At 62.5% G+C, this 23380-nt stretch carries 23 protein-coding genes and 1 tRNA gene; 10 read left to right on the forward strand and 14 right to left on the reverse strand.

Annotated elements, in window-relative coordinates; translation table 11 throughout:
- Nucleotides 1-55: 55 nt before the first annotated feature.
- From NZ993_08435 to era, 3 genes are read right to left on the reverse strand one after another with little or no spacing between them, the layout of a single operon-like run.
- The gene (locus NZ993_08435) at nucleotides 56-547 is read right to left on the reverse strand and encodes a hypothetical protein (GenBank protein MCS7155814.1); all 492 of its coding nucleotides are present in this window, start codon (nucleotides 545-547) and stop codon (nucleotides 56-58) included.
- On the reverse strand, nucleotides 537-1022 hold the full coding sequence (gene mog / locus NZ993_08440) for a molybdopterin adenylyltransferase (GenBank protein ID MCS7155815.1): 486 nt from the start codon (nucleotides 1020-1022) through the stop codon (nucleotides 537-539). The genes NZ993_08435 and mog overlap by 11 nt, the downstream gene beginning before the upstream one ends.
- A 5-nt stretch (nucleotides 1023-1027) precedes the next feature.
- Nucleotides 1028-1954 (reverse strand): GTPase Era, encoded by a 927-nt coding sequence (gene era, locus NZ993_08445; GenBank protein ID MCS7155816.1) that lies wholly within the window; start codon nucleotides 1952-1954, stop codon nucleotides 1028-1030.
- Nucleotides 1955-2075: 121 nt separating this feature from the next.
- Between era and yajC the strand changes: the two genes are divergently transcribed.
- The 5 genes from yajC to NZ993_08470 are packed head-to-tail and all read left to right on the forward strand — an operon-like array spanning nucleotide 2076 to nucleotide 5912.
- Complete coding sequence (yajC, locus tag NZ993_08450; GenBank protein ID MCS7155817.1) at nucleotides 2076-2396, forward strand: preprotein translocase subunit YajC; 321 nt, start codon at nucleotides 2076-2078, stop codon at nucleotides 2394-2396.
- 15 nt (nucleotides 2397-2411) lie between these two features.
- Nucleotides 2412-3641, forward strand: a complete 1230-nt coding sequence (locus NZ993_08455) for a bifunctional 3,4-dihydroxy-2-butanone-4-phosphate synthase/GTP cyclohydrolase II (protein ID MCS7155818.1) — start codon at nucleotides 2412-2414, stop codon at nucleotides 3639-3641.
- On the forward strand, nucleotides 3638-5011 hold the full coding sequence (locus tag NZ993_08460) for a TldD/PmbA family protein (protein MCS7155819.1): 1374 nt from the start codon (nucleotides 3638-3640) through the stop codon (nucleotides 5009-5011). The genes NZ993_08455 and NZ993_08460 overlap by 4 nt, the downstream gene beginning before the upstream one ends.
- Before the next feature lie 14 nt (nucleotides 5012-5025).
- The gene (locus tag NZ993_08465; GenBank protein ID MCS7155820.1) at nucleotides 5026-5646 is read left to right on the forward strand and encodes a DNA-3-methyladenine glycosylase 2 family protein; all 621 of its coding nucleotides are present in this window, start codon (nucleotides 5026-5028) and stop codon (nucleotides 5644-5646) included.
- On the forward strand, nucleotides 5643-5912 hold the full coding sequence (locus NZ993_08470) for an acylphosphatase (GenBank protein MCS7155821.1): 270 nt from the start codon (nucleotides 5643-5645) through the stop codon (nucleotides 5910-5912). The genes NZ993_08465 and NZ993_08470 overlap by 4 nt, the downstream gene beginning before the upstream one ends.
- A 466-nt stretch (nucleotides 5913-6378) precedes the next feature.
- Here NZ993_08470 and NZ993_08475 read toward each other — a convergent pair whose 3' ends face one another.
- The 7 genes from NZ993_08475 to NZ993_08505 form a co-directional block, all read right to left on the reverse strand.
- Nucleotides 6379-6984: a hypothetical protein gene (locus tag NZ993_08475; GenBank protein ID MCS7155822.1), complete on the reverse strand. Its 606-nt coding sequence runs from the start codon at nucleotides 6982-6984 to the stop codon at nucleotides 6379-6381.
- Between the two features lie 58 nt (nucleotides 6985-7042).
- Nucleotides 7043-9553, reverse strand: coding sequence for an adenosylcobalamin-dependent ribonucleoside-diphosphate reductase (locus NZ993_08480; protein MCS7155823.1), 2511 nt, complete (start codon nucleotides 9551-9553; stop codon nucleotides 7043-7045).
- Between the two features lie 403 nt (nucleotides 9554-9956).
- The gene (locus NZ993_08485) at nucleotides 9957-10412 is read right to left on the reverse strand and encodes a hypothetical protein (protein MCS7155824.1); all 456 of its coding nucleotides are present in this window, start codon (nucleotides 10410-10412) and stop codon (nucleotides 9957-9959) included.
- A 13-nt stretch (nucleotides 10413-10425) separates the two neighbouring features.
- Complete coding sequence (locus NZ993_08490) at nucleotides 10426-11643, reverse strand: hypothetical protein (GenBank protein MCS7155825.1); 1218 nt, start codon at nucleotides 11641-11643, stop codon at nucleotides 10426-10428.
- A gap of 94 nt (nucleotides 11644-11737) precedes the next feature.
- On the reverse strand, nucleotides 11738-12439 hold the full coding sequence (locus NZ993_08495) for a hypothetical protein (GenBank protein ID MCS7155826.1): 702 nt from the start codon (nucleotides 12437-12439) through the stop codon (nucleotides 11738-11740).
- Nucleotides 12436-12825, reverse strand: a complete 390-nt coding sequence (locus NZ993_08500; GenBank protein MCS7155827.1) for a hypothetical protein — start codon at nucleotides 12823-12825, stop codon at nucleotides 12436-12438. Before NZ993_08500 ends, NZ993_08495 begins: the two co-directional genes overlap by 4 nt.
- On the reverse strand, nucleotides 12815-13387 hold the full coding sequence (locus NZ993_08505) for a sigma-70 family RNA polymerase sigma factor (GenBank protein MCS7155828.1): 573 nt from the start codon (nucleotides 13385-13387) through the stop codon (nucleotides 12815-12817). The genes NZ993_08500 and NZ993_08505 overlap by 11 nt, the downstream gene beginning before the upstream one ends.
- Nucleotides 13388-13489: 102 nt before the next feature.
- Here NZ993_08505 and NZ993_08510 point away from each other — a divergent pair, with 102 nt between their 5' ends.
- A complete protein-coding gene (locus NZ993_08510; protein ID MCS7155829.1) occupies nucleotides 13490-14086 on the forward strand; it encodes a glycerol-3-phosphate acyltransferase in 597 nt (198 codons plus the stop codon).
- On the opposite strand, the gene NZ993_08515 is transcribed toward NZ993_08510, so the two are convergent.
- Nucleotides 14083-14799 (reverse strand): pyridoxine 5'-phosphate synthase, encoded by a 717-nt coding sequence (locus tag NZ993_08515; GenBank protein ID MCS7155830.1) that lies wholly within the window; start codon nucleotides 14797-14799, stop codon nucleotides 14083-14085. The genes NZ993_08510 and NZ993_08515 overlap by 4 nt on opposite strands.
- 76 nt (nucleotides 14800-14875) lie before the next feature.
- On the opposite strand from NZ993_08515, the gene NZ993_08520 reads away from it, so the two are divergent.
- On the forward strand, nucleotides 14876-15439 hold the full coding sequence (locus NZ993_08520) for a YqgE/AlgH family protein (protein ID MCS7155831.1): 564 nt from the start codon (nucleotides 14876-14878) through the stop codon (nucleotides 15437-15439).
- A gap of 57 nt (nucleotides 15440-15496) precedes the next feature.
- On the opposite strand, the gene NZ993_08525 is transcribed toward NZ993_08520, so the two are convergent.
- Nucleotides 15497-15569: transfer RNA gene (locus NZ993_08525), tRNA-Gln, on the reverse strand.
- Nucleotides 15570-15662: 93 nt separating this feature from the next.
- Here NZ993_08525 and mnmG point away from each other — a divergent pair.
- Together mnmG and rsmG are read left to right on the forward strand one after the other, a co-directional pair.
- Nucleotides 15663-17540: a tRNA uridine-5-carboxymethylaminomethyl(34) synthesis enzyme MnmG gene (mnmG, locus tag NZ993_08530; GenBank protein ID MCS7155832.1), complete on the forward strand. Its 1878-nt coding sequence runs from the start codon at nucleotides 15663-15665 to the stop codon at nucleotides 17538-17540.
- 8 nt (nucleotides 17541-17548) lie between these two features.
- Entirely contained in the window at nucleotides 17549-18208 is a 660-nt protein-coding gene (gene rsmG, locus NZ993_08535; GenBank protein MCS7155833.1) for a 16S rRNA (guanine(527)-N(7))-methyltransferase RsmG, read from the forward strand.
- Here the strand turns inward: rsmG and mfd are convergent.
- Complete coding sequence (gene mfd / locus NZ993_08540; protein ID MCS7155834.1) at nucleotides 18197-21517, reverse strand: transcription-repair coupling factor; 3321 nt, start codon at nucleotides 21515-21517, stop codon at nucleotides 18197-18199. The genes rsmG and mfd overlap by 12 nt on opposite strands.
- A gap of 175 nt (nucleotides 21518-21692) precedes the next feature.
- Between mfd and NZ993_08545 the strand changes: the two genes are divergently transcribed.
- Nucleotides 21693-21977 (forward strand): helix-turn-helix transcriptional regulator, encoded by a 285-nt coding sequence (locus NZ993_08545; GenBank protein ID MCS7155835.1) that lies wholly within the window; start codon nucleotides 21693-21695, stop codon nucleotides 21975-21977.
- A 1-nt stretch (nucleotide 21978) separates the two neighbouring features.
- Here the strand turns inward: NZ993_08545 and NZ993_08550 are convergent, their stop codons facing one another.
- Nucleotides 21979-23358: a M20/M25/M40 family metallo-hydrolase gene (locus NZ993_08550; GenBank protein ID MCS7155836.1), complete on the reverse strand. Its 1380-nt coding sequence runs from the start codon at nucleotides 23356-23358 to the stop codon at nucleotides 21979-21981.
- Nucleotides 23359-23380 lie beyond the last annotated feature (22 nt).

Consider the following 23380-nt stretch of genomic DNA (forward strand, 5'->3'; position numbering starts at 1 on the left):
TTCGTTATCTGCAAGCTAGGCAAGCCCGTTTTGTGTGTCAAGCTAACGCCACCGCCTATGGCCTAGGTTCCCAAGGGTCCCAGTGGGGGCGCCAGGGGCGCAGAGCGCGCGGCGGCCCCAACACCTCGCGGTACCAGAGGGCCCACCGGAGGGTCTCCCCCCGCAAGGGCGGAAGTTGCGGGCTCGGAGGCAAGCGGAGGGGGGGTGCGACAGATGGCCGAGCCTTTTTCTCAGGAGGGGGCTCTGAATCGAAAAAGCGACCCCTCTCAAAAGACGCCTCTTGGATCGCCCCCTCTGTCCACCGAAAACGCTCCTCAACGCGCTCGGCAGTAGGGGCGGGCAACGAGGGAGCGGGCTCCGCTTCGAGGGTGAGCTCAGCCAGCGCGCGCCGGATCTCCTGAAGCGCCTCTTCCACGGCCTCGGCATGACGTCTCCGCGGGGCCTGCGGCGCCGGGGCCTCTTGGGGCGCCCGCTGACGGCCGCGAAACAGAAAAACCCAGACCCAGTACAGCACCAAGGCCCAAAACAGCAGCTCTTCAAAGCTCATGCCCACCTCCTCGCAATAGCGTTACGGCATGCGAAAGCAGCTCCCGCAGATCAGGCAGCAGCTCCGATATGGCCTTCGGGCTTCCGGGCAAGTTGACGATAAGCGTGCGGTTGCGAATGCCAGCTATGGCGCGGCTCAAGATCGCCAACGGCGTATGGCGTCGGCCCTCGGCGCGCATCCACTCCCCCAGGCCCGGCACCAACCGGTCACAGACGGCCTGCGTGGCCTCTGGGGTGACGTCTCGCGGTCCCGGACCGGTGCCCCCCGTGGTGAGCACAAGCTCTGCGCTCAGCGTGTCGCTAAAGCGCCGAAGCGCGGCCTCGATCTGCTCCCGCTCATCGGGCACGACTTCATAGGCGACGACCATGAAGCGCTCGTCCAAGGCCTCGCGCAGGCTCGGCCCGCTTCGGTCCGCGTAAATGCCGCGAAAGGCCCGATCGCTTACGGTCAGGATTCCGGTCCGAATGGGCTCCATGCTCGCTATAGCTTATAGCCGTAACTGCGCAAGTACGCGGCCTTGCGCCGCCAATTGGGCCGCACCTTTACGTGCAGCTGCAGGTAAACCGGACGCCCCAAGAAGGCCTCGATATCGGCTCGGGCCCGTATGCCCAAAGCCTTGATCCTGCTTCCGTCTCGCCCCAACAGAATAGCCCTCTGCGAAGGGCGTTCGAGTACGATCTCGGCGTCGATGAAATCCTTGCCTTCGGGCCGCTCCTTGAAGGCGACGATGTTGACCTGAGCGGAGTAGGGGATCTCCTCCTCGAAAAGCTCGAAGATCTTCTCCCGAATCAATTCCGCCACAAAAAAACGCTCCGGATGAGCACTCAGGAGTTCCTTCGGATAAAAAGGCGGCCCGAATGGAATAGCCTGGAGGATCCGCTCCTTAAGGGACGGCACGTTGTAGCCGGTTAGCGCCGAGATCGGAATAAGGTCGGCAAAGCCAAACCGGTCCGCATATTGGGCCAGAACGCGGCGGCTCTGGTCCTCGGAGACCGCGTCGAGCTTGTTTACGGCCAATAGCACGGGCTTGGAGAGGCCCCGTAGGTACTCCAAGCTCGGATCCTGGGGATCCGGGCGCGTGGCGTCTACCAGAAACAATACCGCGTCGGCCTCGCGCACGGCCTCCTCTACGGCTCGCATCATAGCCCGGTGCAGTAAATACTGGGGTGCGATAACGCCCGGCGTGTCGAAGAAGACAACTTGGGCGTTTTCCTCGTTTAGAATGCCCAAGATCCGATGACGCGTCGTCTGAGGTTTGGCCGAAACGATGGAGAGCTTTTGGCCCAATAATGTGTTTAATAGGGTGGACTTGCCCGTGTTGGGCCGACCGAGCAAGGCCACATAGCCCGCCCGATGGTCCGGGGGCAAATGCGCCTCGAAGGGCGCTATGGTCAGCTCATCGGCCATGACCCCAGCAAGTAGGCACGGCGTGGGATTATACGCAAGCGGCGGCCAGTTCAAACTGGCACGGCGACCCAATTTGGCCGTAGATTTGCGCAAGGTACCCTAAAAACGAACGAGGAAGCTCATGGTTTCGCTCCTGCAAGTGCTGCTCATGGCCCCCCCTCCGGAGGGGCAAGCGCCCAACCCTTTGGCCACGTTTTTGCCGCTGATCCTGATCTTTGTGGTCTTCTATTTCTTCATCATTCGGCCCCAGCAGAAACGCCAGCGGGAGAAACAGAAAATGCTGGAGGCTCTGCAGAAGGGGGACAAGGTCGTCACGATCGGGGGCATTCACGGCCGAGTCGTAAGCGTCGACGGCGATACGGTCTTGCTGGAAGTGGACGAAGAGACCAAGATCCGGTTTGACAAAAACGCCATCGCGGCCGTGTTGGCCAAAAAGGAATAGGGCCGCCCTTAAGGTATGGAGCCGATTCGTTTTCACACCATCCCGGAAGCCCTCGACGACCTGCGCCAGGGCAAGCTTGTGATCGTGGTCGATGACGAAGATCGGGAAAACGAGGGGGATTTCATCGGGGCAGCGGCCCTCTGCACCCCGGAGATGATCAACTTCATGGCCACGTACGGCCGGGGGCTTATCTGCGTGGCCATCACCCGGCAGCGGGCCGAGGAGCTCAGGCTGGAGCCTATGGTGCGGGACAACACGGCTCTACATGGCACGCCCTTCACAGTATCGGTCGACTACACGATCGGCACCACGACGGGCATTTCGGCCGCCGATCGGGCGCGCACGGTGCGCGCCCTAGCCGATCCCCAAGAGGTTCCCGAGCACTTCGCCCGGCCCGGTCACGTCTTCCCGCTCCGGGCCGCCGAAGGGGGTGTGCTTCGAAGGGCCGGACATACGGAGGCCGCCGTGGATCTGGCCCGACTGGCGGGGCTTTACCCGGCCGGCGTGCTTGTGGAGATCATGAACGAAGACGGCTCCATGGCCCGCGTGCCCGACCTATACCGGGTGGCGCAACGGTTTGGGCTTAAGCTCATTACGATCAAGGACCTCATCGCCTATCGGATGCGCACGGAGTCCCTGGTTGAAGAGGTGATCTCCGTGCAGCTACCCACCCGGTTCGGGGATTTCCGGCTCAGCGCGTTTCGAGACATCATCACGGGCGAAGAGCACCTGGCCTTGACCAAGGGCAGCTGGAGCCCCGAAGAGCCGGTGCTCGTGCGCGTGCACTCGCAGTGCGTAACGGGGGACATCTTCCACTCCTTGCGCTGCGACTGCGGAGACCAACTCGAAGCCGCCCTCCAGATGATCGCCAGCTCCGGAAAGGGCGTCTTCTTGTACATGAAGCAGGAGGGGCGCGGGATCGGGCTATTAAACAAGCTTCGCGCCTATAAGCTGCAGGAAGAGGGCCTCGATACGGTCGAGGCCAATGAGGTCTTGGGTTTCCGGGCGGACAACCGCGACTACGGCATCGGATGCCAAATCCTCTGCGCCCTCGGGGTGCGCAAGATGCGCCTGATCACCAACAACCCCATCAAGCGAATCGGAATCGAAGGCTACGGGCTGGAGATCGTCGAACGGGTGCCCATCGAGGTCCCTCCGAATCGCCATAACCGTCGCTACCTAGAGGCCAAACGCGACCGGCTTGGACACCTGATCTTGCTTGATCAGCGTCCTTCTCAACCATGAACCTCCCCTGGGATGCAGAAGCGCTGCTACAGATGGCGCATCGCCTTCGAGGGGGGGGATACTTTGCGGATCTTTTCCTGGAAAAAACCCTTGAGCGCTGGTTTTGCCTGCTACCGGATGGGTCTTGTCAGATCAAACAAGACGGCTACCAAGGAGCGGCCCTCCGAGCCTGGACCTCCCCGCTTGAGGTCCGCTTTTGTGCGCTTGAGGGCACGGCTCTGAGAGAACTACGCGCCGCCGTCGAAGCCCATCGCCTGCCCGGATCCGCACCCCTGCAGTCGGATTTGCGTATTATCACGGTCAAACCGGCCACATCCGAAGAACCGTCAGAGGACCTGATTCAAGAGGCCCTCGCTAGCCTGCGGGCGCTGGTATACGACGCCCTGCCCCAAATAGCGCACCTGGAGGCGACCCTCATCCTAAACGAACGTCACAAATGCATTGTCCACACGGAAGGCCGTCTCATCGAGGAATACAGCCGCAGCTGGACGGCTCGCGTAGAAGTCGCCCAGCGGGGTCCTCGGGGCCTCATGCGGGCCCTTTACCTGAATGGGGGCATAGGAGGCCCGGAGGCCTCCTGGATCGCGCTGCCGGAAGAAGCGCTTAGATGCCTTTACCAAGACCTTGAACGACAGCGAGAGGCCCAGACCCTGCGGTCAGGTTCGTATCCGGTGCTGCTGGGCCCGGGCTGGACCGGCATGTTCTGGCATGAAGCACTGGGGCATCGCGTGGAGGCGGACGTATGGTCGGCCCAAGACGGACGACCTCGACCAGGAGCCCGCATCGCCTCGAGCGCCGTTACGCTCTGGGACTGGGGCACCCTTCCGGGAGGGCGGGGATCGGCGGCTTTTGACGATGAAGGCACCCCGCAACAGCAAACCCTGCTAGTCGCCGAGGGCGAACTGGTGGGCTTGCTCACCGATCGGCTTTGGGCGGCCCGGCTGCGCCGAAGCCCGACCGGAAACGGACGGCGGATGAATTTTCGGCACCCGCCCCTGCCCCGCATGACGAACACCGTGCTCGCCCCCGGGCCATACAGCGCAGACTCCCTTCTAGAGGGGCTTGAGGAGGGGTTATGGGTTCTGCGCCTGGGTCCGGGAGGTGTGCTGCCCGATTCGGCGAAAATCTGGTTTGAGGTCGTAGAGGCGTACTGGGTAGAACACGGGCGCGTCCGCTATCCCTTAGCGCCCTTTCGCCTCGTCGCCTCATCCGATCGGCTCCTAAAAGGTGTGCTGGCCGTGGGCAACGATCTGCACCTTGGCGCGGCATATGGAACTTGTCTCAAGCAGGGGCAGGCGCTTCCGGTCTCCGCCGCCTCTCCGAGCGTGCTCATAGGCGCAATTCGCGCGATAGCCCACAACCCAGCCTAAACGGTTCAATCGGCATGGAGCGATCTCGCTGGAAACAGGCCGAAGAGCACCTAAGCCGGGTCGATCCGGTGTTGCGGGAGCTGATCGAGACCCTGGGCCCGTGTACGCTGGAGGCGCTCGGGCCGCCCTTCGATGTGCTCTGCCGAGCCGTTATCGGACAACAGATCTCCATACGCGCGGCGCGAAGCATCTACCAGAGGCTATGTCAGGCAGTGGGACAAGAGCGCTTGGATCCAGAAACCGTACTAAGAACGCCAGAGGCAAGCCTGCGGCAGATTGGGCTTTCCCAGACCAAGACGCTCACCCTGCGGCGCGTAGCGGAGGCGATCTGCGAGGGCCGCCTGGATCTGGAAGCGCTCGCCACGGCACCGGCGGAAGAGGTCTACGGCCGGCTTACCGCCTTTTCTGGCATCGGCCGGTGGACGGTCGAAATGGTGCTCATCTTCGCCTACCTTCATCCCCGGGTGCTCCCCCTGCAAGATCTGGGGCTTCAGCGGGCGATACGACTGCGATACAACCTAGGGGAACTAGCACGTCTTGAGGCGCTTCGGATTATCGCTCGCCCCTGGGCCCCCTATGAAACCATCGCTACCTGGTATCTGTGGAAAAGCGTAGACGGAGACCCCAGCCTATGAAGGCCGTTCAGGCGCGCATCACCGGACGCGTGCAGGGCGTAGGTTTTCGATACTGGGCCTTAAGGAGAGCTCAGTTCTTGGGGCTTTCCGGTTGGGTCCGTAACGAGGCAGATGGCTCCGTAAGCCTTCTCCTTATCGGGCCGGAGCAACAGGTTGAGCAAATGCTGCTCTGGTGCCAGGATGGTCCACCAGCAGCCCGCGTGGAGGATATCCAGACGACCCCGCTGTCCAGTCTTCCCCCCATCTCTGGTTTCTCTATTCGATAAGCCCCACATCGAAAAAAGTTCTGTTGTAGCTATAAGGCCCGTGGAAAAGAGGAAAAACACGCTTGAGTCCCTATGACTCACAAGTTGTACACAGTATTACTCACATCGTGGATAACGAGAATGACGAGTTTGGGCTGCAGCGAGCGCGTTATCCACATATTCACATATCAGAAGCCTTTTGTGCTGTTGGGTTATACACAAGTGCAACCAAGTGAAAAACCGGTGAACGAGATGTGGAAGATCGGGTTTCTTATCCGCTCCGGAGGCACATGTCATGAGTTTTCCCCAGCCAACTCACACCCTTTCCTTACACCTATCCCCATCCCTTTTCACAGCTGATATGCACCGCGTTCGGGAAACTAGCTTAATGGGAGGTTATACACATTGTGGATAAAATGTAAATAAGTTTCGCCCCAAAACAAAGGCCCGCCGTAAGGCGGGCCGATTTCTCAAATGGGTTATACGTTTAGTGATCACATCTGGAATAGCCGCAATCCGGATCGATGCAGACGAGGCATCCGGCCTCGATTTTCACGCTTCTACGCCCACAATCCGGGCAGAGCTTCAGCTCTGTGCTCTCTTGAGAGGGGACACGAGCTTCGGAGCCCGGCTGGCTAGATCCCGAGGGCATGCACCCGATATCCTGGAAGAAGCGCTCGATGATCTCAGCGACCTCCGCGTAGAAGGAGTGTATGTAACGGCCGTTTTTAAAGTAGCCTCCGTTGGGGTCGTAGATTCCCTTGAGCTCCTCCAGGATGAAAGTTGCGTCCGTGGATTTCCGAAAGATGGCCGAGATCAGCCGTGTTAGCACGGCGTACTCGGCGGCCCGCGTCAGATCTTTGGAGTTAATGAAGATCTCAATGGGCCGCTTGCGGCCGTTTTCCTCAATGTAGCCCAGTGTGATGTAGACGCTATGCTTCACAAAGCCGCTGCGCAGCTTATAAACCTTCGCTTCTACGACATCAGGACGCGTTACGATCACCCCGGAATCGGTGCCCAACTGCGGGCCGGCGATGGGTTTTTCGATTTTGATCTCCTCCACCTCGACCGGCATCGTCGGGAGTTCTAACATGACCGCCTCCTCATGACGTTAACGGGCTTTATTGTAAGGAAGCAAACAGGGACATCGCTTAATTCTGATGCAGCCTAACGTCTGGCAAAGACTCAAGCTGGGGTGAGCCAGACTGTTGTCGGCGTTCCAAAAGGTGATAGACGGTTGTCAAGCGCCCGTTCGGCAGGCGCACGACCTCGTCTCCGGCCGCTTCTAACGTGGTGCCATCGGCCAGGCGAATGCGAAACCGCTTGTCTTTGATCTCTTGAAAGCGCGTCTTTTTGCCGTCCACGCTGAGAATGGGATAGCGGCTGCCGTCTCGATACACCGTAATGCCTTTTAGGCCGTTTCTCCAGGCCTCCAGGTAGATGTTTGAGATGACCTCCGGCTCTATGTCCTCGGGCAAGTTCACCGTGGAGGAAATAGAGTGATCGATGTAGCGCTGGCAGATAGCCTGAATCCGCACGCGCATCGAGGGGTCGATGTGATGCGCCGTGCGCAGAAAATGCTCCGGAAGCAGCTCCGCCAGATCCACGTGCTGCGCCCGCTCCGAAAGGCCATGCATGTCTAAGTAAGCCTGCACCGTGCTGTGGAAGACCCGGAAGAACTGGTTGCCGAAGGACTCCGAACGTCGGGTATAGTACAGGGCGAAGATAGGTTCGATACCCCCGGATACCCCGATGTAGTGTCGCCCCTCGTGTTCAAAGGCCAAGACGATGTTGGAAATCGTGCCCGTGGGCGCGATCGACAGCAGGGCGATGTTGCGCAGGCCGTGTTGGCGGATCAAGGCCTGTGTTTCCGGCCAAAGCGCTTCCTGGAAAAAGGGTCCTTGGCTATAGCAGTCGAAAGCAAACAGCGGCGAAGGCCCTTTTTCGGCAGCCAGCTTCGCAGAGGCCTGATAGGCGGCGTTGGCGATGTGGGCCATCACCTGTTCCAGCAGTTCGAGGGCCGCGGGGCTGTCGTAGCCGATGCCGAGCTGGTTGAGCATGTCCGCGATGCCCATCACGCCCAGGCCTAGCCTTCGGGTCTCGGCCGCTGCCCGGCGCTGCTTCTCCAGAGGGTTGAGCACCTCGTTCCAGCTTACCACGTTGTCCAGAAAGCGCACGGCCTCCTGGGTGGCCTCCCAAAGGCGATCCCATTCGATCGCCGCGTCGGGCCGGTAGCCGTTGCGCACAAAACGGCTCAAATTCAGCGACCCCAGGTTGCAAGCCCCCCCGTCTTCTAGCGGCACCTCGGCGCACGGATTGGTGCAGGAAATCGGACGCCCCACGTAGTTGGAGGGGCTATAGCGCACCATAGTGGACCAGAAGATGAGCCCAGGCTCGGCTGTGCGGTAGTTGCCCTCTACAAAAGCATCCCAGATATCGCGGGCCTTGACTAGGCGCCGGATCTCCCCTGTGGGCTCTGAGCCGAAATACAGCAGAAAATCTCCGCCATAGCGGATGGCTAGGTCGTAGGCGCGCTCCGGAAGCTCTATAACGTAATCCCCAAACACGTCGCGCTGGGAGGGGTCCCGCAAAAGAGCCTCATCGAGCTTCGGAAGACCCTCTTGAGAAAGAAAGCGGTTGAGCGCCTCCAGATCCTCAAACACTCGCCACAGCTCATAGGCCCGAATATCCTTGGAGGGGATACCCGAAGCGTAGTGGAGCTCCGGGCCCTGATAGGCCTGTCGCAGCGTGGAGCGCGTCAGCTTACGGTAAACCAACAGCGCCTGCGGCCCGTAACGGGTCTGCTCGTCTACGGCCTGCATGAACTCATCGGAGACCTTGATGCTGATGTTGGCAAAACGCACCTGCGTATTTTCCATCACCTGGCGTTCGATCTCCCGCAGTTGCCGCTCCGAAAACAGCCCCGTCCATTGGCATTGCTCCACGATCTGGCGCGTGACCCAATTCGGGATCTTTTTGACCCGGATAAAGTCCAGCACGTCCGGGTGCTTGACATCGAGGGTGATCATAAGCGCCCCGCGCCGTCCGGATTGACCGATGAGCCCCGTGGTGAGGGAAAACAGCTCCATAAAGGAGACCGCCCCCGTGGAACGATCGGCTGCGTTGTGCACCACGGAGTCCTTGGGTCTCAAGGGGGAGACGTCCACCCCAATCCCTCCGCCGAAGGAATAGGTGCGGGCGCACTCGTAAGCGGCCTGGTAGATGGCCTCAATTGAGTCCTCTGCTATCTGGGTGACGAAGCAGTTGGCCAGCGTCTTGACCCGATACAAATCTCCCGCGCCAGCGATTACGCGGCCGCCGGGGATGAAGCGCCCCTCGTACAGAAGCCGATAGAAGGCCTCCGCCCACTGCCGCCGCTTGGCTTTTTCGGGCTCGATGGCAGCCATGAAGGCGGCAAGGCGCACGAAAACGTCCTCGGGGCGCCTTTCTATCAGGTTGCCCTCGAGGTCCTTGAGATAGTACTTCCGCTGATAGATGTTCGTGGCCAGCTCGTTGCCGCCCAGGTAATCGGGATGGCTGGGCAGCTGCCCCCTCTGCACCTTCTGGCTGAGATAGCGGTGTAGCTCCGCGTATCCGTTAACACGCTCCGGACCGATTCGTCGGGCCATCTTCCCTTGATGGGCGAACATGCGCTCTAGCATAATGCATTAGACCTCCCGTGTGTCGAAACACGTAAGCAAGTACGCAACCTACAGGCGGTTCGTCAAGAAGAAGGGATGAAGTTTTTTCCACAGCGCGCCTTCGAGCATAAGATGGGTCAGAACCGGGCGTGCCTCCCCGTGGGGCCCTCCCAAAAGGAGGGCAAGGGACAAATCAAGTAGCATGCCAAATTTTAGCCCCGATCGTCGGCTTTTATCCACAATCATCGGCCTATCTCCCAGAAAGGTCCGTTATGCAGAAACGAACCCGTCGCCCTCTGGCCCTTCAGATCCCGGCCTAGAGCAGTAGAGCAAAGAGGCTACGCGTTGCTGGCCTCAAAAAGGTGACGGGGCCCATGGGGGCCCCGTCACCATAGGTAGCATAGGAGGAGGGAAGGAAAGTGGCTCATAGGTCGGGGTGTTGAAGAAGCCGTTCGCGCAAAGCCCGTAGCCTCGCCTCTAGCTCCCGCACCTGCCGCTCCAGGGCCTCTAGTTCGGCCTCCGGGTCCCTTCGGGGGTCATTGAAGCGTTCCAGTCGGAACCGGATCTCGGGCAGGCGCAAGAAGATCGAATCATCCCGCTCAAGCCGAAAGCGAGGAATCCAGATGCGCCGCTCAGGCCTGTAGAACCATAGCCATCCCAATAGGCCGTAGCGCCACTCGGTCTTGGGTAAGATCAAGACTCGCTCTCCGGAGTCGAGCCGAAAGGCGACCACGCCGTCTGGGTCGGGTTTAAGCTCGCGTCCATTGAGCCAGATGCGGCCCTCTTGGATGCGAATCGTATAGGCGCGTGCGCTCACGGTGTCGGAATCGGCGTGCGCCGTAAGCGCTAAGCCTAAAAACAAGATCGCCACAGAGGTCATCTTTACCGGCCTCCTATTGCAGGATGATCTGCACCCCACGTCCGCTGGTGCTTCCGAATCGGGGATTGACCACGGCGGTGTAAATCGCCCCAAACGTATAGGTCAACCCCAGGTTGATCCAGTAGTGGTAATGCGTGGCCAACTGCCGCTGGCGCAGCAAAACCTCCTCCTCTGTTGCCCCTCGCCTAGGAAGGGAGAGTTGGTCTTGGATCCACGAGAGCCTGCCCGAAAGGTCTAGGCCCAGGCCTTTGAGCAGGCGTAAGTTGACGGATCCCCAGAACGTGAGCCTTCGCTTGCCCCAATCGTGGAAGTAGTTTAAGCCCTCTACAGAGGCGCTCGCAGAACCCCAGGGCTCTCGGAACTCCAGGGCCAGCGTAAGGTGCTGCGCCCAAAGCCCCTCCGCCGTTTTGCCGAAGATCGTCTCCTCCCGGTATCGGCTCCAGCTTGGCCCCACCCGGTAGAGGATGCGAAACTGCCGTCGGGTGGCCTCGGCGTAGGGAAAAAGATTGTATTCGAAGGCCGGTTTGAAATCCACGCTCCAGGCGAGGTTGTTGAACGTGGAGCGCGCAAGACCGGCAAACGCTCCTGCGGACCCATGCGAGCCTAGACTCCGCACCAAAAGCGCGTTAACGCTCTGGCTCCAGTTCGTCGTCCTCAGGTCTCGGCCGCCCAACTTGAAGAGGCTCCAGCCATGGTTGTAGGCTACCGTGAGCGTAAACTTCCAATCCGGCGTGATGTGGCGCGCCGAAAGCGCACCGTAGTAGTTCGCGTATCGCTGGGATTGCTCCCCGCTGAAAAACCCGTTGGCCGATAGGCTAAAGACCCAGTTCTTCCAGCGATCCCTGGGAGGTGCGGGGTTCGTGGCATCCGAGGGGGACTCATGGACGAGCCGCAGTTGGTCCGCTATCGGGGTGCGGGCCGCATAGCGCGTCAGGCCCAGGCGCAGCATTTGCGCCAGCTTTCGGCGTTCCGTGTCGGCTGCGCTCTGAGGTGGCAGGGCGAAACGAAGCGTATCGAGAAGGCCCGCAAAACGGCGCCGCCCTTGAAAGGTGAGCGTGTACGCTACGCCCCCCGCTCCGGTCGGTTGTGTGGTTACCAGCACGTACACCTCTGCTTGCGCCGGATCCCGCACGTAATGCACAAAGGCCACCTGGGTTTGGATGTAGTCTAGGTCGCAGTGCCCGCCTGGACAGTCGACATAGACCTGGGGGGCCTGCTGCGACGCGCCCACAGACCTACTAGCTGGGGGCTGAGCGTGCAGGGGCTCGTGTGCTAAAACCGCGGCCCCAAGCAGTACACATGCCCCACAGCGCGCATGCTGGCTCCTACTCGCCCCCATTTCGGCGTCCTCCTAGGAGCTCCCGCAGCCGACGCTCGATGATCTGCTCGCGCAGTCGCTGGCGTTCTTCTAAAGTTCGATTGAGGCGCTCTAGCTCCTGTTGCAGGCTTTGGATCTGTCGTTGGTACAGGCGTTGCTGAAGCTCAAAAAGCTCGTTTAAGTGGTTGCGCAGGCGCCCCTCAAGGGCCCGCACCTGCTCGGCCGGAATCTGGTTCGCATACGGCTCCCCAAGCAGCCGATGATACCGGGCCAGTAGCTGATCCAGCTGCACTTCCAGGGCCTGCATCTGCGTCTCCCAGGCTTGTAGGCGGGCCCTCTGAGCGGCTAGCTCTTGCTCCGGAATCTCTTGTCCCAGTAGGCCGGGTCCAAACGGAAAGGGGTTGACGAAACGGGCCCGGGGGCTTGCGCCCTCCAGGGCCTCTGCCGGCCGTAAGCGGCCGTCCACCGAGAACGCCCAGCGCCTGCCCCCGCGATCCGTGAATATTCCCCAGCTATTGGGTCCTGCGAGCACGATGCGAATGCCGTTCAAACCCCTAAGGTCCAGGCCCTCGGGTATCGCCCCTGGAACCGCTTCATGGCCGTTGATGTAGGCCCGTCCGTTGCGCACCTCCAGGCTGGCGCTTTGGCCGCGGGCCAAGGTCGCGGCCCACAGGATCGCGCCTAGCGCCCAAACACACGAACGCCTCATGGGATGGACTCCTCCTGCGCACTTTGCACTTCTTGGCTTACCACCTGCTGCATCCAGACGATCTGATGCTGCACCGTTTGTAGGCGGGGTTGCAGATGGAGGCTGGGGTAATCCCACTCTAAAAGCTCAGGCCTTGTGAGGGGGTCAAGTGCCTCCGGGTTCTGGGTCCTTAGCGCGATTTCGTTGCGGGGATAAAAACGCCACCAAGCGGTTCCCGCGGCGATCGCCAGGAGCGCGGCGGCCACTAGGCGCACCCCCCAGCGACGCAAACGCCGGATGCGAACCCGGTGTCGGGCCGCCTGCCGCAACCCTTCTAGAAGCTCCGGCGGAGGGGACCAGGTGGGCGTCGCCCACCGGCGCGTCCAGTCAAAAGGCTCACAGGACATAGCTCCGTTGCACCCGCTCTCGAAGTTTGCGCACCGCGTAGTGCATACGCGCCAGAACCGTGTTCAGAGGGACGCCGAGCAATTCGGCGATTTCTCGGAAGGAAAGCTCCCCGTAGAGCCGCAGCAACACGACCTCGCGCTGGGGATCCGAAAGCTCCTCGATCCACCGCCGCAGGAGCGCCTCTTGCTCCTGGGCCTCAAGCGCCTCCAGCGGATCCGGTTCCTCCGCGCTGAGCTCCAGCTCTTGGCCGTCTTCTTCTCTGCACACCTCGGCCGACGTGGCCCGCGGGCCCGTGCCGTTTCTGCGCCAATGATCCACCCACACTCGGTAGGCGATGCGCAGCACCCAGGGCAAAAAGCGCCCCTCATGGCGGTACTGCCGAGGCAGGGCCTCAAGAACGCGCAGGAAGGTCTCTTGAAACAGATCTCGGGCCGTCTCCGCGTTTCCGCTTCGCCAGCGCAGGAAGCTGTAGACCCGGTCCCCATAGCGCTCCACAAGCGCACCGAAGGCCCGCTCATCGCCGCGCTCTACGTAGGCCCGAATCAACTCGGCATCGCCCATCCGGTCGGCCGCGGTCTTCCCACGGATACTAACGCGTTAAAGCTTCGTTTTATTGTACGGAGATGCGGTATTTTTCGATCGCGTACAAGGGGCAGGGCCGCCATGATTCCCTTACTCGAAGGGGCGCTAGTAGGCTACGCGCTGGGCTCTTTTCCGACGGCGTATCTGCTGGTGCGCTGGCAAACGGGCCTAGATATCCGCCAAGAAGGCTCGGGCAACGTCGGCGGGCGCAACGCCTACGAGGTAACGGGTAGCCGCGCAATCGGCCTCTTAACCGGCCTCGGAGACGCCCTCAAGGGGCTGCTGGCCCTTCTCGTGGCGGGTCTGCTCTGGCGTGGGGATCCGAATGTGCTCTGGGCTAGCGCCGTAGGCTCAGTGGCCGGGCACAACTACAACCTGTGGCTTTCCTTGGGAGCCGGTCGGCTTTCCGGCGGCAAGGGTCTGGCCACAGCGGGGGCCATCTTGCTTTTGCTCGCCCCCTGGGTTGTGCTCGCCTGGTGTCTACTCTGGTGGGCGAGCTATCGGTTCTGGCTGCGCGATATTAACCGAGCCAATATCGTGGCCACGCTCTGGGTTGGCCTTCTGGGGGGATGGCCCTGCGGGGTCGAAGCGGCGCTCGCGCTCGGGATCCTAAGCGCGCTTGTGCTGGGCAAGCACCTTCCGGATGCGCGGCGGTGGTGGGCCGAGCTTAAGGCCTAGGCGCGCACCAGGGCCAACATGTCCCGCACGGCCTGCTCTAGACCCACCAATACGGCTCGGGCTATGATCGCATGCCCGATGCTGACCTCCTCCACATGCGGCACGCTGCGCTTAAAGAGGGGGAAGTTCTGATAGTCCAGCCCGTGTCCGGCGTGCACGCGCAGCCCAAGCTCATGGGCTAGCTGAGCCGCGTCGCGCAGCAGGGCCAGCTCATGCTGCCGTTGTCGTTCGCTTGGGGCGTTGGCGTAGTCCCCCGTGTGCAGCTCGATAGTCTGTGCTCCGACGGCCCGCGCCCATTCTATCTGCACCGGATCGGGGTCCACAAACAGGCTCACCTCTATCCCCGCATCCTGCAGGCGCTTTACGATGGGATCCAACGTAGCCGCATGCCGGCGCACGTCCAGTCCGCCCTCGGTCGTGAGCTCCTGTCGGCGCTCGGGCACCAAGGTGGCCAGGTGGGGACGGGTTTGCAGGCAGATCTGCACCATCTCGTCTGTGGGGGCCATCTCGAAGTCGAGCTTCCCCCTTACGACCTCCTTGAGCAGGCGCACGTCGCGGTCTGTAATGTGGCGCCGATCCTCGCGCAGATGAAAGACAATACCGTCGGCGCCGGCCAGCTCACAGAGCACAGCCGCGTGTACGGGATCCGGCACTCGGGCTGCGCGCGCGTTGCGCAGCGTGGCCACGTGATCGATGTTAACCAGTAGCCGCATCTGTGCGTTCTCTCCCCCTTCAGCCTCGACGCGAAGTTTTGTATTTTACCGACGTCACGCAAGCCGCAGCGGGTGCATGCTGGGACCGGTGCGCGAACTGAGAGCGGGGCTGCTGCTCATCGCCCAACCGCTTCTGTGGGATCCGAACTTCCGGCGCACCGTCGTGTTGCTCTGCGAGCACGACGCCTCCGGGTCCTGGGGGCTGGTGCTCAACCGTCGGCTGCCCATCACGCTTCGGGAGGCTGCTCCCGCGTACTTCGAGCGCGATCTGCCCCTGTTCTATGGAGGCCCCGTGCAGCCCAATACGCTGCACTATGTGCATCGCTATGGGGAGCTGATGGAGGGCGCCCATCGGGTCTCAGAGGGCATATACTGGGGCGGCTCCCTGGAGACCCTTCAGGCCCTGCTGCGGCAGCGTGAGGACATAGAGGGGGGATTGCGCTTCTTTGCCGGTTACGCCGGCTGGTCCCCTGGCCAGTTGCAGAGAGAGTGCGAGCGGAACGATTGGGTTGTCATGCCGGCTGATTCGCGAGCCGTCTTTGACCTAGACCCTGAACGCTTATGGCGGGAGCTGCTTTATGGGCTCGGTGGCGAATACCGCATGTTGGCCAACTTTCCGGAGCACCCCAGCTTGAATTGAGATTCGTCCTTGGGAGAAAGGGCAAATAAAGAGGGCCGCCCTCGGCGGCCCCTTAGGCTGCCCGGAGAGGATTCGAACCTCTAACCCCCTGATCCAGAGTCAGGTGCTCTGCCAGTTGAGCTACCGGGCAGTGCTGAGGCCAAATTTACGCACGCCATCCCACCCTCGCAAGGGGCGGGATCTTTTAGCGGTTTTTGGGGTAGATGGGCGGGGCTAACCGGTCATGCACCACGAGGCGCGTCATCGGTACGATGTGGTCGTAATCGGCGGCGGACATGCCGGCATAGAGGCCGCCGCGGCCTCGGCCCGCATGGGCATGCGCACGCTGCTCATTACGATGAACTTGCAGAACATCGGCCAGATGTCCTGCAATCCCGCCATTGGGGGCATCGCGAAAGGGCAAATCGTACGCGAAATCGACGCCCTAGGGGGGGTCATGGGGCTCGTCACGGACCGAGCCGCCGTGCAATATCGGATGCTCAACCGCTCCAAGGGCCCCGCCATGTGGTCCCCCAGGGCGCAATGTGATCGGATGCGCTACGCCTGGGAGGCGCGAAAGGAGCTAGAGCGCATCGAGCGACTGCACTTTCGACAGGACACGGTCACGGAGCTGCTCATCTCCGGAGACCGGGTGCGGGGCGTGCGCACGCTGCTCGGGGGGGAATTCGGGGCCGAGGCCGTGGTGCTCACCGCCGGCACCTTTCTGAACGGGATCTTACACGTCGGAGAGCGCCAGCTGCGCGGCGGCCGGGCCGGGGATCCAGCGGCCCTCGGGCTTACGGAGTTTCTGGTTCGGCTGGGCTTTGAAGCAGGCCGGTTCAAAACCGGCACCCCTCCCCGTATCGACGGGCGCAGCGTGGATTTCGCACCCATGCTAGAACAGCCCGGAGATCCGGACCCTAGGCCCTTCTCGTTCTTGCACGACCGCGTCCTGATCGAGCGGCAGCTGTCCTGCTGGATCACGTACACTTCAGCTCGGGTGCACGCCATTCTGCGGGAGGGCTTCGACCGATCTCCCATGTTTACGGGGCGCATCCAGGGGCGCGGACCGCGCTACTGCCCTTCGATAGAGGACAAGATCCACCGATTTGCCGACCGAGAGCGTCATCAGCTGTTTCTGGAACCGGAGGGCTGGGACACGACCGAGATGTACCTCAATGGGTTTTCCACCAGCCTTCCGGAGGAGGTTCAGGTGCGCGCCCTTCGGCAGATCCCAGGTCTCGAGCGGGCGCGTCTGCTGCGACCGGGCTACGCGATCGAGTACGACTACTTCCCTCCCCATCAGCTGACCCCCAGTCTGGAGACCAAGCGCATAGAGGGGCTCTTCTTCGCGGGTCAAATAAACGGCACGACGGGTTACGAGGAGGCGGCCGCGCAAGGGCTCATGGCGGGCATCAACGCGGCCCGACGCGTGCAGGGGCGCGAGCCGCTCATCCTGGGCAGAGACCAAGCCTACATCGGCGTGCTCATAGACGACCTCGTAAGCAAGGGCACAGACGAGCCCTACCGGATGTTCACCTCGCGCGCGGAGTTCCGCACGCTGCTTCGGCAGGACAACGCCGATCTGCGCCTGACCCCCATCGGCAGGGAGATCGGGCTCGTAGACGAGACCCGCTGGTCCCGCTTTGAGGTCCGGCGTCGGATGATAGACGCCTTTAGCGAAGCCCTGCAGGCGCTGCGGGCGCGGCCTGAAGACCTAAACGGCTGGCTTGAGAGCCGGGGCTCGGCCCCGATCCGGCAGCCCACCTCCGCGCGCAACCTGCTAACCCGGCCAGAACTTGCGCTGCGCGACCTGGCCGAGGCCCTTCCCGGACTCGGTCGGCTGCTGCGGGAGGTCCCGCCGGAGGTGGCTGAACAAGTGGAGATCCAGATCAAATACGCCGGCTACATCGAAAAAGAACGCGAGCTGGCCGAAAAGGCCCGAAGGCTTGAAGAGTTGCGCATCCCGCCGGATTTCGACTTCGACCGGATCCCGGCCCTCTCCGCGGAGGCGCGCGAGAAGCTCAAGCGCGTGCGCCCGCGCTCGATCGGCCAGGCCGCGCGCATCAGCGGCGTAAGCCCCGCCGACGTGTCCGTGCTGCTCGTGTATTTGGGCCGCTAGTGTTTCACGTGGAACATCCCTGGCTGCGGGCCCTGGAGCTCGATTCGCGGCGGTGGGCGCAGCTGCGCCGGTATGCCGAGCTGTTGCGAACCTGGAGCCAGCGTCTGAACCTCGTCTCCCGCCGCGACCTAGATCGGATCTGGGAGCGTCACGTGCTGCACAGCCTCTCGATTGCGCGCCGTCGCTTTGGCCCCGGCGACTGGGTGTTGGACGTGGGCACCGGGGGAGGGCTTCCGGGGATTCCGCTTGCGATCGCCTTCCCGGAGGCCCGTTTCCTGCTGCTGGACGCCACGGCCAAAAAGGTGGCCGCCGTTCGAGCCATGGTCCGCGAGTTGGGGTTGGAGCACGTGGAGGTGCGCCATGGTCGCGCGGAGGGGCTGCGAGAGCGCTTTACGCACGTTGTAAGCCGGGCCGTAGGCCCTCTGGATGTGCTTTGGTCCTGGGTAGGGCCGCTGCTGTTGCCGGCCTCTGGGGTTGAGTTGCCGGAACGATGGGCTTCTGGGCTGATCGCGCTAAAGGGCCCGGATTGGGCTGAGGAGGCCGCGCGTCTGCGCGGCGTGCGCGTGGAGGCCGAGCCTATAGAGGCGTTTTGGCCCGATCCCCTGATGGCGGGTAAGTTTCTTGTGCACGTGCGCCCGGAGTCGGAGGCCGGGCCTCTATTGGCTTAGGGTAAGGTTGGGCTCAAGTTGCCGCAAGATCTGGAGGAGCTCTTCCAGGGAGTGCACCTCCGGCAGGAGCACCACCAGACGATCCTTTTTTTGGCGCAGCCGGTAGGGCCGTCCCAGAGCGCGCAGCCCCTCCAGAAGGGCCTCCAGGCGCGGGCCCTGGTAGAAGTCCGTCTGGTCCGCCGGCGGCGCCTCGAGGCTGAGCTGGCGTCGCCGCCAGGAGAGGCGCGCAAGCCCAAGGCGGGCCGTCATGCGTTTGAGCCGGATCGCCTCCAGCAGGTAGCGGGCCGCCTCCGGAAGCGGCCCGAAGCGGTCGCGCAGTTCGTCCTCGATGTCTTGAAGCTCCGCCTCGTCGCGAACGGCCGCTAGGCGCCGGTACAGGCGCAGGCGCTCCAGGGGGTCCTCCACGTAGCTTTCCGGCAGGTGTGTGGGCAGCTCGAGGTCTACGGAGGCCTCTGGTGCCTCGGGCTCCGCGCTCGAGGTCTGGGCTGGGAGGTCTGGGAACTCCTCTGCGCGCAGCTCCTGTAGGGCTTCATCGAGCAGCCGATAGTACATCTCCAGTCCCACCTCCGCGATAAAGCCGCTCTGTTCGGCGCCCAACAGGTTGCCCGCGCCTCGAATATCCAGGTCGCGAAGGGCGATCTCAAAGCCGCTTCCCAGCTCGCTATGGGCTTCGATCGCCTGCAGGCGCTCGCGCGCTTCTTGCGTGAGCGTGGCTAGGGGGGGCACGAGCAGATAACAGTAGGCCTGTCGGTCGCTTCGCCCAACGCGGCCCCGCAGCTGGTGCAGGTCCGCTAGCCCGAATCGGTGCGCGTTGTGGATGAGGATCGTGTTTACGTTCGGCAGGTCGAGGCCCGATTCGATGATGTTCGTGCACACGAGCACGGTGTATTCCCCGTTCATGAACCGATACATGACCCGCTCTAGCGTTTGCGCCGGAAGTTGGCCGTGCGCAATCGCTACCCGGGCCTCCGGGACGGCGCGCTGGACCATCGCGGCCACCTGGGCGATGTCCGAGACCCGGTTGTGCACGAAAAAGACCTGTCCGCCGCGGCCGATTTCGAAACGGATCGCCTCTCGGATGATGCGCTCGTTGGTCACGTGCACCTCTGTGTGCACCGGAAGCCGATTGGGGGGCGGTGTCGTGAGCAGCGATAAATCCCGAACGCCCATGAGGGATAGCTGCAGGGTTCGGGGTATAGGGGTGGCGGTGAGGGTGAGCGTGTCGACGTTGACCCGCAGCTGCCGCAACTTCTCTTTGGCCGACACCCCGAAGCGCTGCTCTTCGTCGATGATAAGCAGCCCCAGATCTTTGAAGACCACGTCTGCGGAGAGCAGCCGGTGCGTGCCGATCAGGATATCTACGAGCCCACGTCGCAGGTCCTCTAGGATCGCCTTGATGCGCCCGCTCGGCACGAAGCGAGAGACGACCTCCACGCGCACCGGGAAGCGGGCCAGGCGCTCGCAAAAGGTGCGGTGGTGCTGATGGGCCAAGATCGTGGTGGGCACAAGCACGGCCACCTGTTTGCCCTCTTGTACGGCTTTGAAGGCGGCGCGCACGGCGATCTCGGTTTTGCCGAAGCCCACATCGCCGCAGACGAGGCGGTCCATGGGGATGGGCTTTTCCATGTCCGCCTTCACCTCAGCTGTGGCCCGGGCCTGATCGGGGGTGTCTTCAAACGGGAAGGAGGCCTCCAGCTCCAGCTGCCAGCTCGTGTCAGGGCCGAAGGCGTAGCCTTGCGCGGCCCGTCGCTGTGCGTACAACCGGATCAGATCCCGCGTGATGTCCTTCAGACGCTGCTTGGTTCGCCGTTTGGTCGTCTCCCATTCCGAGCTGCCCAGGCGCGTGAGTTTGGGCTCTTGGCCTTCCCGGGCTCGGTACTTCTGCAGCTTGTGCAGGCCGTAGAAGGGCACGTACAGCACGTCCCCTCCGTGGTAGAGGACGCGCACCACCTCGTACTCGGCGCCTTGGATGGTAATGCGGGTTAAGCCGGCGAACTTGCCAATCCCGTAGTCCACGTGCACGACGTAGTCCCCGGGACGCAGCTCTTCAAGTAGCCGCATGGGAGGACGTCTGCGGCGCTGCAGACGCTCCGGTAGGCGAGGAGGGCGACGGAAGATCTCGTGGGCCGTCAAGACTGCAAGGCCGAGCTCGGGCCAAACAAAGCCACCGCTCAGATGACCGGGGCTGATCTGCAGGCGCTCGCTCTGCTCCCCTAGCAAGTCCGCCAGGCGGCGGGCCTCCAGGTAAGAGCCGGCCGCGATCGTGATCCGGTAGCCGGACTGGAGCTGTTCCTCAATCCAGCTGCGCAGGAGCTTAAGCTCTCCGTGGGTCTCCGGATGGGGTTTGGCGCCGAGGTCGAATTCCTCGGCGGCACCTCGGGGTTGAAGGGGGCCGGCCCAAAGCAGGCTCTGCTCGGAGGACCACCGGCGAAAGGCGCTAGCCGAAACATATCGGAGCTCGAAAGGAGGCCAGCGCGGATCTTGGGCCACTTGCCCAAAGGCCTCCCGGGTTGTTTTCTCGTGTATGGCCCACAGCTCTTCGATTAACATGGGATTGTAGAGCACTACGACCGGGGGCTCCGGCCAGTAGGTCCATATGGGCGCCCATTCGGAGAACGCGCCCTCTTGCAGGGGCGGCACGAGCAGGACCTCTTCGAGGAAGGAGAGGGAACGCTGGCTTTCCGGATCGAAGATCCGCAGGGTCTCTATTTCGTCCCCGAAAAACTCGATCCGAATCGGTTCAGGGCTTGTGTAGGGGAAGACGTCCACAATCCCGCCGCGGGCGGCAAAGGAGCCGGGCTCCCGCACAAGAGCGGCGCGCGCAAAGCCGTGCTCCCGAAGCCACCCTAGGAGCGCGTCGCGGCCCATGACTTGACCCCGACGGAGCCGTAGGGTCTGCACCGCTAGAGACTCCGGAGGGGGGACGCGCTCGAAGGCCGCGGCCACGGAGCAAAGGAGCACGGGGGCGGGGCTTGCACGCAGCGCTAAGAGCGCCTCGCAGCGCCGGGCTAGGCTGCCGGGATCGGGGAGTTGGTCGGGATTATAGGGTCTGGAGCCGCTTTCGGGAAGATATACGAGCTCCCATCCTAAAGTGGGCCCGTCGATCAACCAGCGTCGCGCTTCTTCTTCGCTAGGCACCAAGATCCACAAGGGCCTTCGATAACGCCGATAGAAACGCTCCAGTAGCGCGGGCAACAAGGCTCCGGGAGCTCCGCGCACCTGCACAAGCTCCCGTTGAAGTGCGCCCAGCCGCCCTAGCATCTGCTGGGCCGTTGGGGATCGCTCAAGGGCATGCTTGATCGCGTCCATAATGTGTCCGAAAGCCAAGGCCGGCCCATGCAACAGAGCCCAGACGGGCCTGGTTCCCCGTATAGGGATATCGGAGGCTAAGCGGGTTTACGCTTGATCTTAGTAGTAAAATATGTTATTATCATATACCAAAAAGAGCTATTACAGAGGCCCCTTGTAAGCACGCGAGCGTAGCATGCCTATTCAGTGTCGTCTGCGTCACCTCATGGCCGAGCGCAAAATCCGGTCCGTGCGAGCCCTTGCCCTTGAAGTCCCGATCTCGTATCAGACGCTTAACGCGTTGTATAAGAACGAAACCACGCGCATCGATTTTCGCACCATCGAGGCGCTATGCCAGTACTTTCGGTGTCGGGTGGGGGATCTGTTGGTGTGGGACGGGGAGCCCCTTGAGAGCCCGGTTGCCCGTCAGCCCGAACTCCGCTTGGTACGCCGTCCAAAGCGAGAGCTTTACGACTTGTGAATCAGGGGCTGCGGCGCCTTGCGGGTCGGGGCCAAATCATGAGGCTTTCGTGCCCTTGCTCGTCGACGGCTTGCACGGCGAAAAAGTAGTTGTCCTTGGAGTATCCGACCAGCGTGACCTCGGTGCGGTTTCCCACGAAGAGCTTGCGCTCCCAAACTGGGGACGTCGTCTCGCGGATGAGCACGTAGTACCCGGCAAGATCCGGGGGTGTCGTCCCGGGCTTCCAGCGCAGGGTTGTGTCGTTGCTGAGCTCGCTGATGTCGATTTCTACCTCTTGGGGGGCGGCCGGGGCCCAAGCCAAATTGGCGACCACGGCCAGATTCAGGCGCGCCACCTGCGCCACGTAGGCGAAGTCGACGAACTCGGGCAGGTCCCCGAAGCTACGTCCGGCTTCCCTGCGCACGTTCTGATGTTGCCGATCGAAGTGCTCGTGCATCTCCGTAAGGCGAACCGCGGGGAAGCCTTGGCGGCTAAACGGGATGTGATCTCCTCCGCGCAGGAAGCGGTCTCGGCGGTAAATGAGCTTGACCTCGAAGTGATCCACGTAGCGTTCCCCGACCTCTTTGATGTAACGGGCCAGCTGGCGCGCGGGGCTATCGTTTTCCCCTCCGATGCTCTGGCGCAGTTGGGCCTCTTCGGGTGTTTCGGCTGCGGGCACGCCTTCGGAGAAGACGCGCAGGCGTTGATTGTCTTTCAGTCCTCGATCGCCCTCGGTGTTGCCCACGATGTCATTGGTGATCATGGCGATGATGTTCCAGCCCTCCCGTTTGGCCCGCTGCGCCAGGTGTTCGGAGCCCAACAGGCCCTGCTCTTCCCCTGCAAAGGCGGCCAGCACGATCGTGGCGTCGTACTCGTAGCGGCTCAGAATGCGCGCCAGCTCCAGAACCACGGCCACGCCGGAGGCGTCGTCGTTGGCTCCGGGCGCATAGGAGGTGCTGTCCATGACGTCGGAGGCGCGGCTGTCGTAATGGGCGCCCACCAAGATGACCTGCTTGTTTTGAGGGTCGCGGGCGGGCAGGATGCCCAGGATGTTCGCAAGTCGCACGCGCCGATCGACGCGACGTCCGTCGGGGTTCAGGGTGAAGGTGTCCAGCTCAACGCGCAGCCGTCCCCCGGAGACCTGGCTGTAGCGGCGCATTTCGGCCTCGATCCACCGGGCGGCGGCGCCGATGCCCACGCGGGGGTCGCGCTGCGTGCTGAGCGTATGCCGGGTGTAAAAGGCGGCCAGCGTTCGGATCGTGCGCTCGATTTCGGCCGGGGAGACGGCCCGCACCATTTCCTCAATGCGAGGGTCCCGCCGGATCGTAACGGGTTGGGCCTCCGTCGAGGCGGGACCCAGATAAGCAAATGCGCAAACCCATAGCGTCTTGCTCCATCGCATAGCCTAGATCCTCGGATTATCC

This window comes from Bacteroidota bacterium (genome assembly GCA_025059945.1).
Lineage (GTDB): Bacteria > Bacteroidota > Rhodothermia > JANXDC01 > JANXDC01 > JANXDC01.

Coding starts and splice junctions, on each gene's coding strand:
- NZ993_08435 (MCS7155814.1), bottom strand. CDS start 547: ATGAGCTTTGAAGAGCTGCTGTTTTGGGCCTTGGTGCTGTACTGGGTC.
- mog (MCS7155815.1), bottom strand. CDS start 1,022: ATGGAGCCCATTCGGACCGGAATCCTGACCGTAAGCGATCGGGCCTTT.
- era (MCS7155816.1), bottom strand. CDS start 1,954: ATGGCCGATGAGCTGACCATAGCGCCCTTCGAGGCGCATTTGCCCCCG.
- yajC (MCS7155817.1), top strand. CDS start 2,076: ATGGTTTCGCTCCTGCAAGTGCTGCTCATGGCCCCCCCTCCGGAGGGG.
- NZ993_08455 (MCS7155818.1), top strand. CDS start 2,412: ATGGAGCCGATTCGTTTTCACACCATCCCGGAAGCCCTCGACGACCTG.
- NZ993_08460 (MCS7155819.1), top strand. CDS start 3,638: ATGAACCTCCCCTGGGATGCAGAAGCGCTGCTACAGATGGCGCATCGC.
- NZ993_08465 (MCS7155820.1), top strand. CDS start 5,026: ATGGAGCGATCTCGCTGGAAACAGGCCGAAGAGCACCTAAGCCGGGTC.
- NZ993_08470 (MCS7155821.1), top strand. CDS start 5,643: ATGAAGGCCGTTCAGGCGCGCATCACCGGACGCGTGCAGGGCGTAGGT.
- NZ993_08475 (MCS7155822.1), bottom strand. CDS start 6,984: ATGTTAGAACTCCCGACGATGCCGGTCGAGGTGGAGGAGATCAAAATC.
- NZ993_08480 (MCS7155823.1), bottom strand. CDS start 9,553: ATGCTAGAGCGCATGTTCGCCCATCAAGGGAAGATGGCCCGACGAATC.
- NZ993_08485 (MCS7155824.1), bottom strand. CDS start 10,412: ATGACCTCTGTGGCGATCTTGTTTTTAGGCTTAGCGCTTACGGCGCAC.
- NZ993_08495 (MCS7155826.1), bottom strand. CDS start 12,439: ATGAGGCGTTCGTGTGTTTGGGCGCTAGGCGCGATCCTGTGGGCCGCG.
- NZ993_08500 (MCS7155827.1), bottom strand. CDS start 12,825: ATGTCCTGTGAGCCTTTTGACTGGACGCGCCGGTGGGCGACGCCCACC.
- NZ993_08505 (MCS7155828.1), bottom strand. CDS start 13,387: ATGGGCGATGCCGAGTTGATTCGGGCCTACGTAGAGCGCGGCGATGAG.
- NZ993_08510 (MCS7155829.1), top strand. CDS start 13,490: ATGATTCCCTTACTCGAAGGGGCGCTAGTAGGCTACGCGCTGGGCTCT.
- NZ993_08515 (MCS7155830.1), bottom strand. CDS start 14,799: ATGCGGCTACTGGTTAACATCGATCACGTGGCCACGCTGCGCAACGCG.
- NZ993_08520 (MCS7155831.1), top strand. CDS start 14,876: ATGCTGGGACCGGTGCGCGAACTGAGAGCGGGGCTGCTGCTCATCGCC.
- mnmG (MCS7155832.1), top strand. CDS start 15,663: ATGCACCACGAGGCGCGTCATCGGTACGATGTGGTCGTAATCGGCGGC.
- mfd (MCS7155834.1), bottom strand. CDS start 21,517: ATGGACGCGATCAAGCATGCCCTTGAGCGATCCCCAACGGCCCAGCAG.
- NZ993_08545 (MCS7155835.1), top strand. CDS start 21,693: ATGCCTATTCAGTGTCGTCTGCGTCACCTCATGGCCGAGCGCAAAATC.
- NZ993_08550 (MCS7155836.1), bottom strand. CDS start 23,358: ATGCGATGGAGCAAGACGCTATGGGTTTGCGCATTTGCTTATCTGGGT.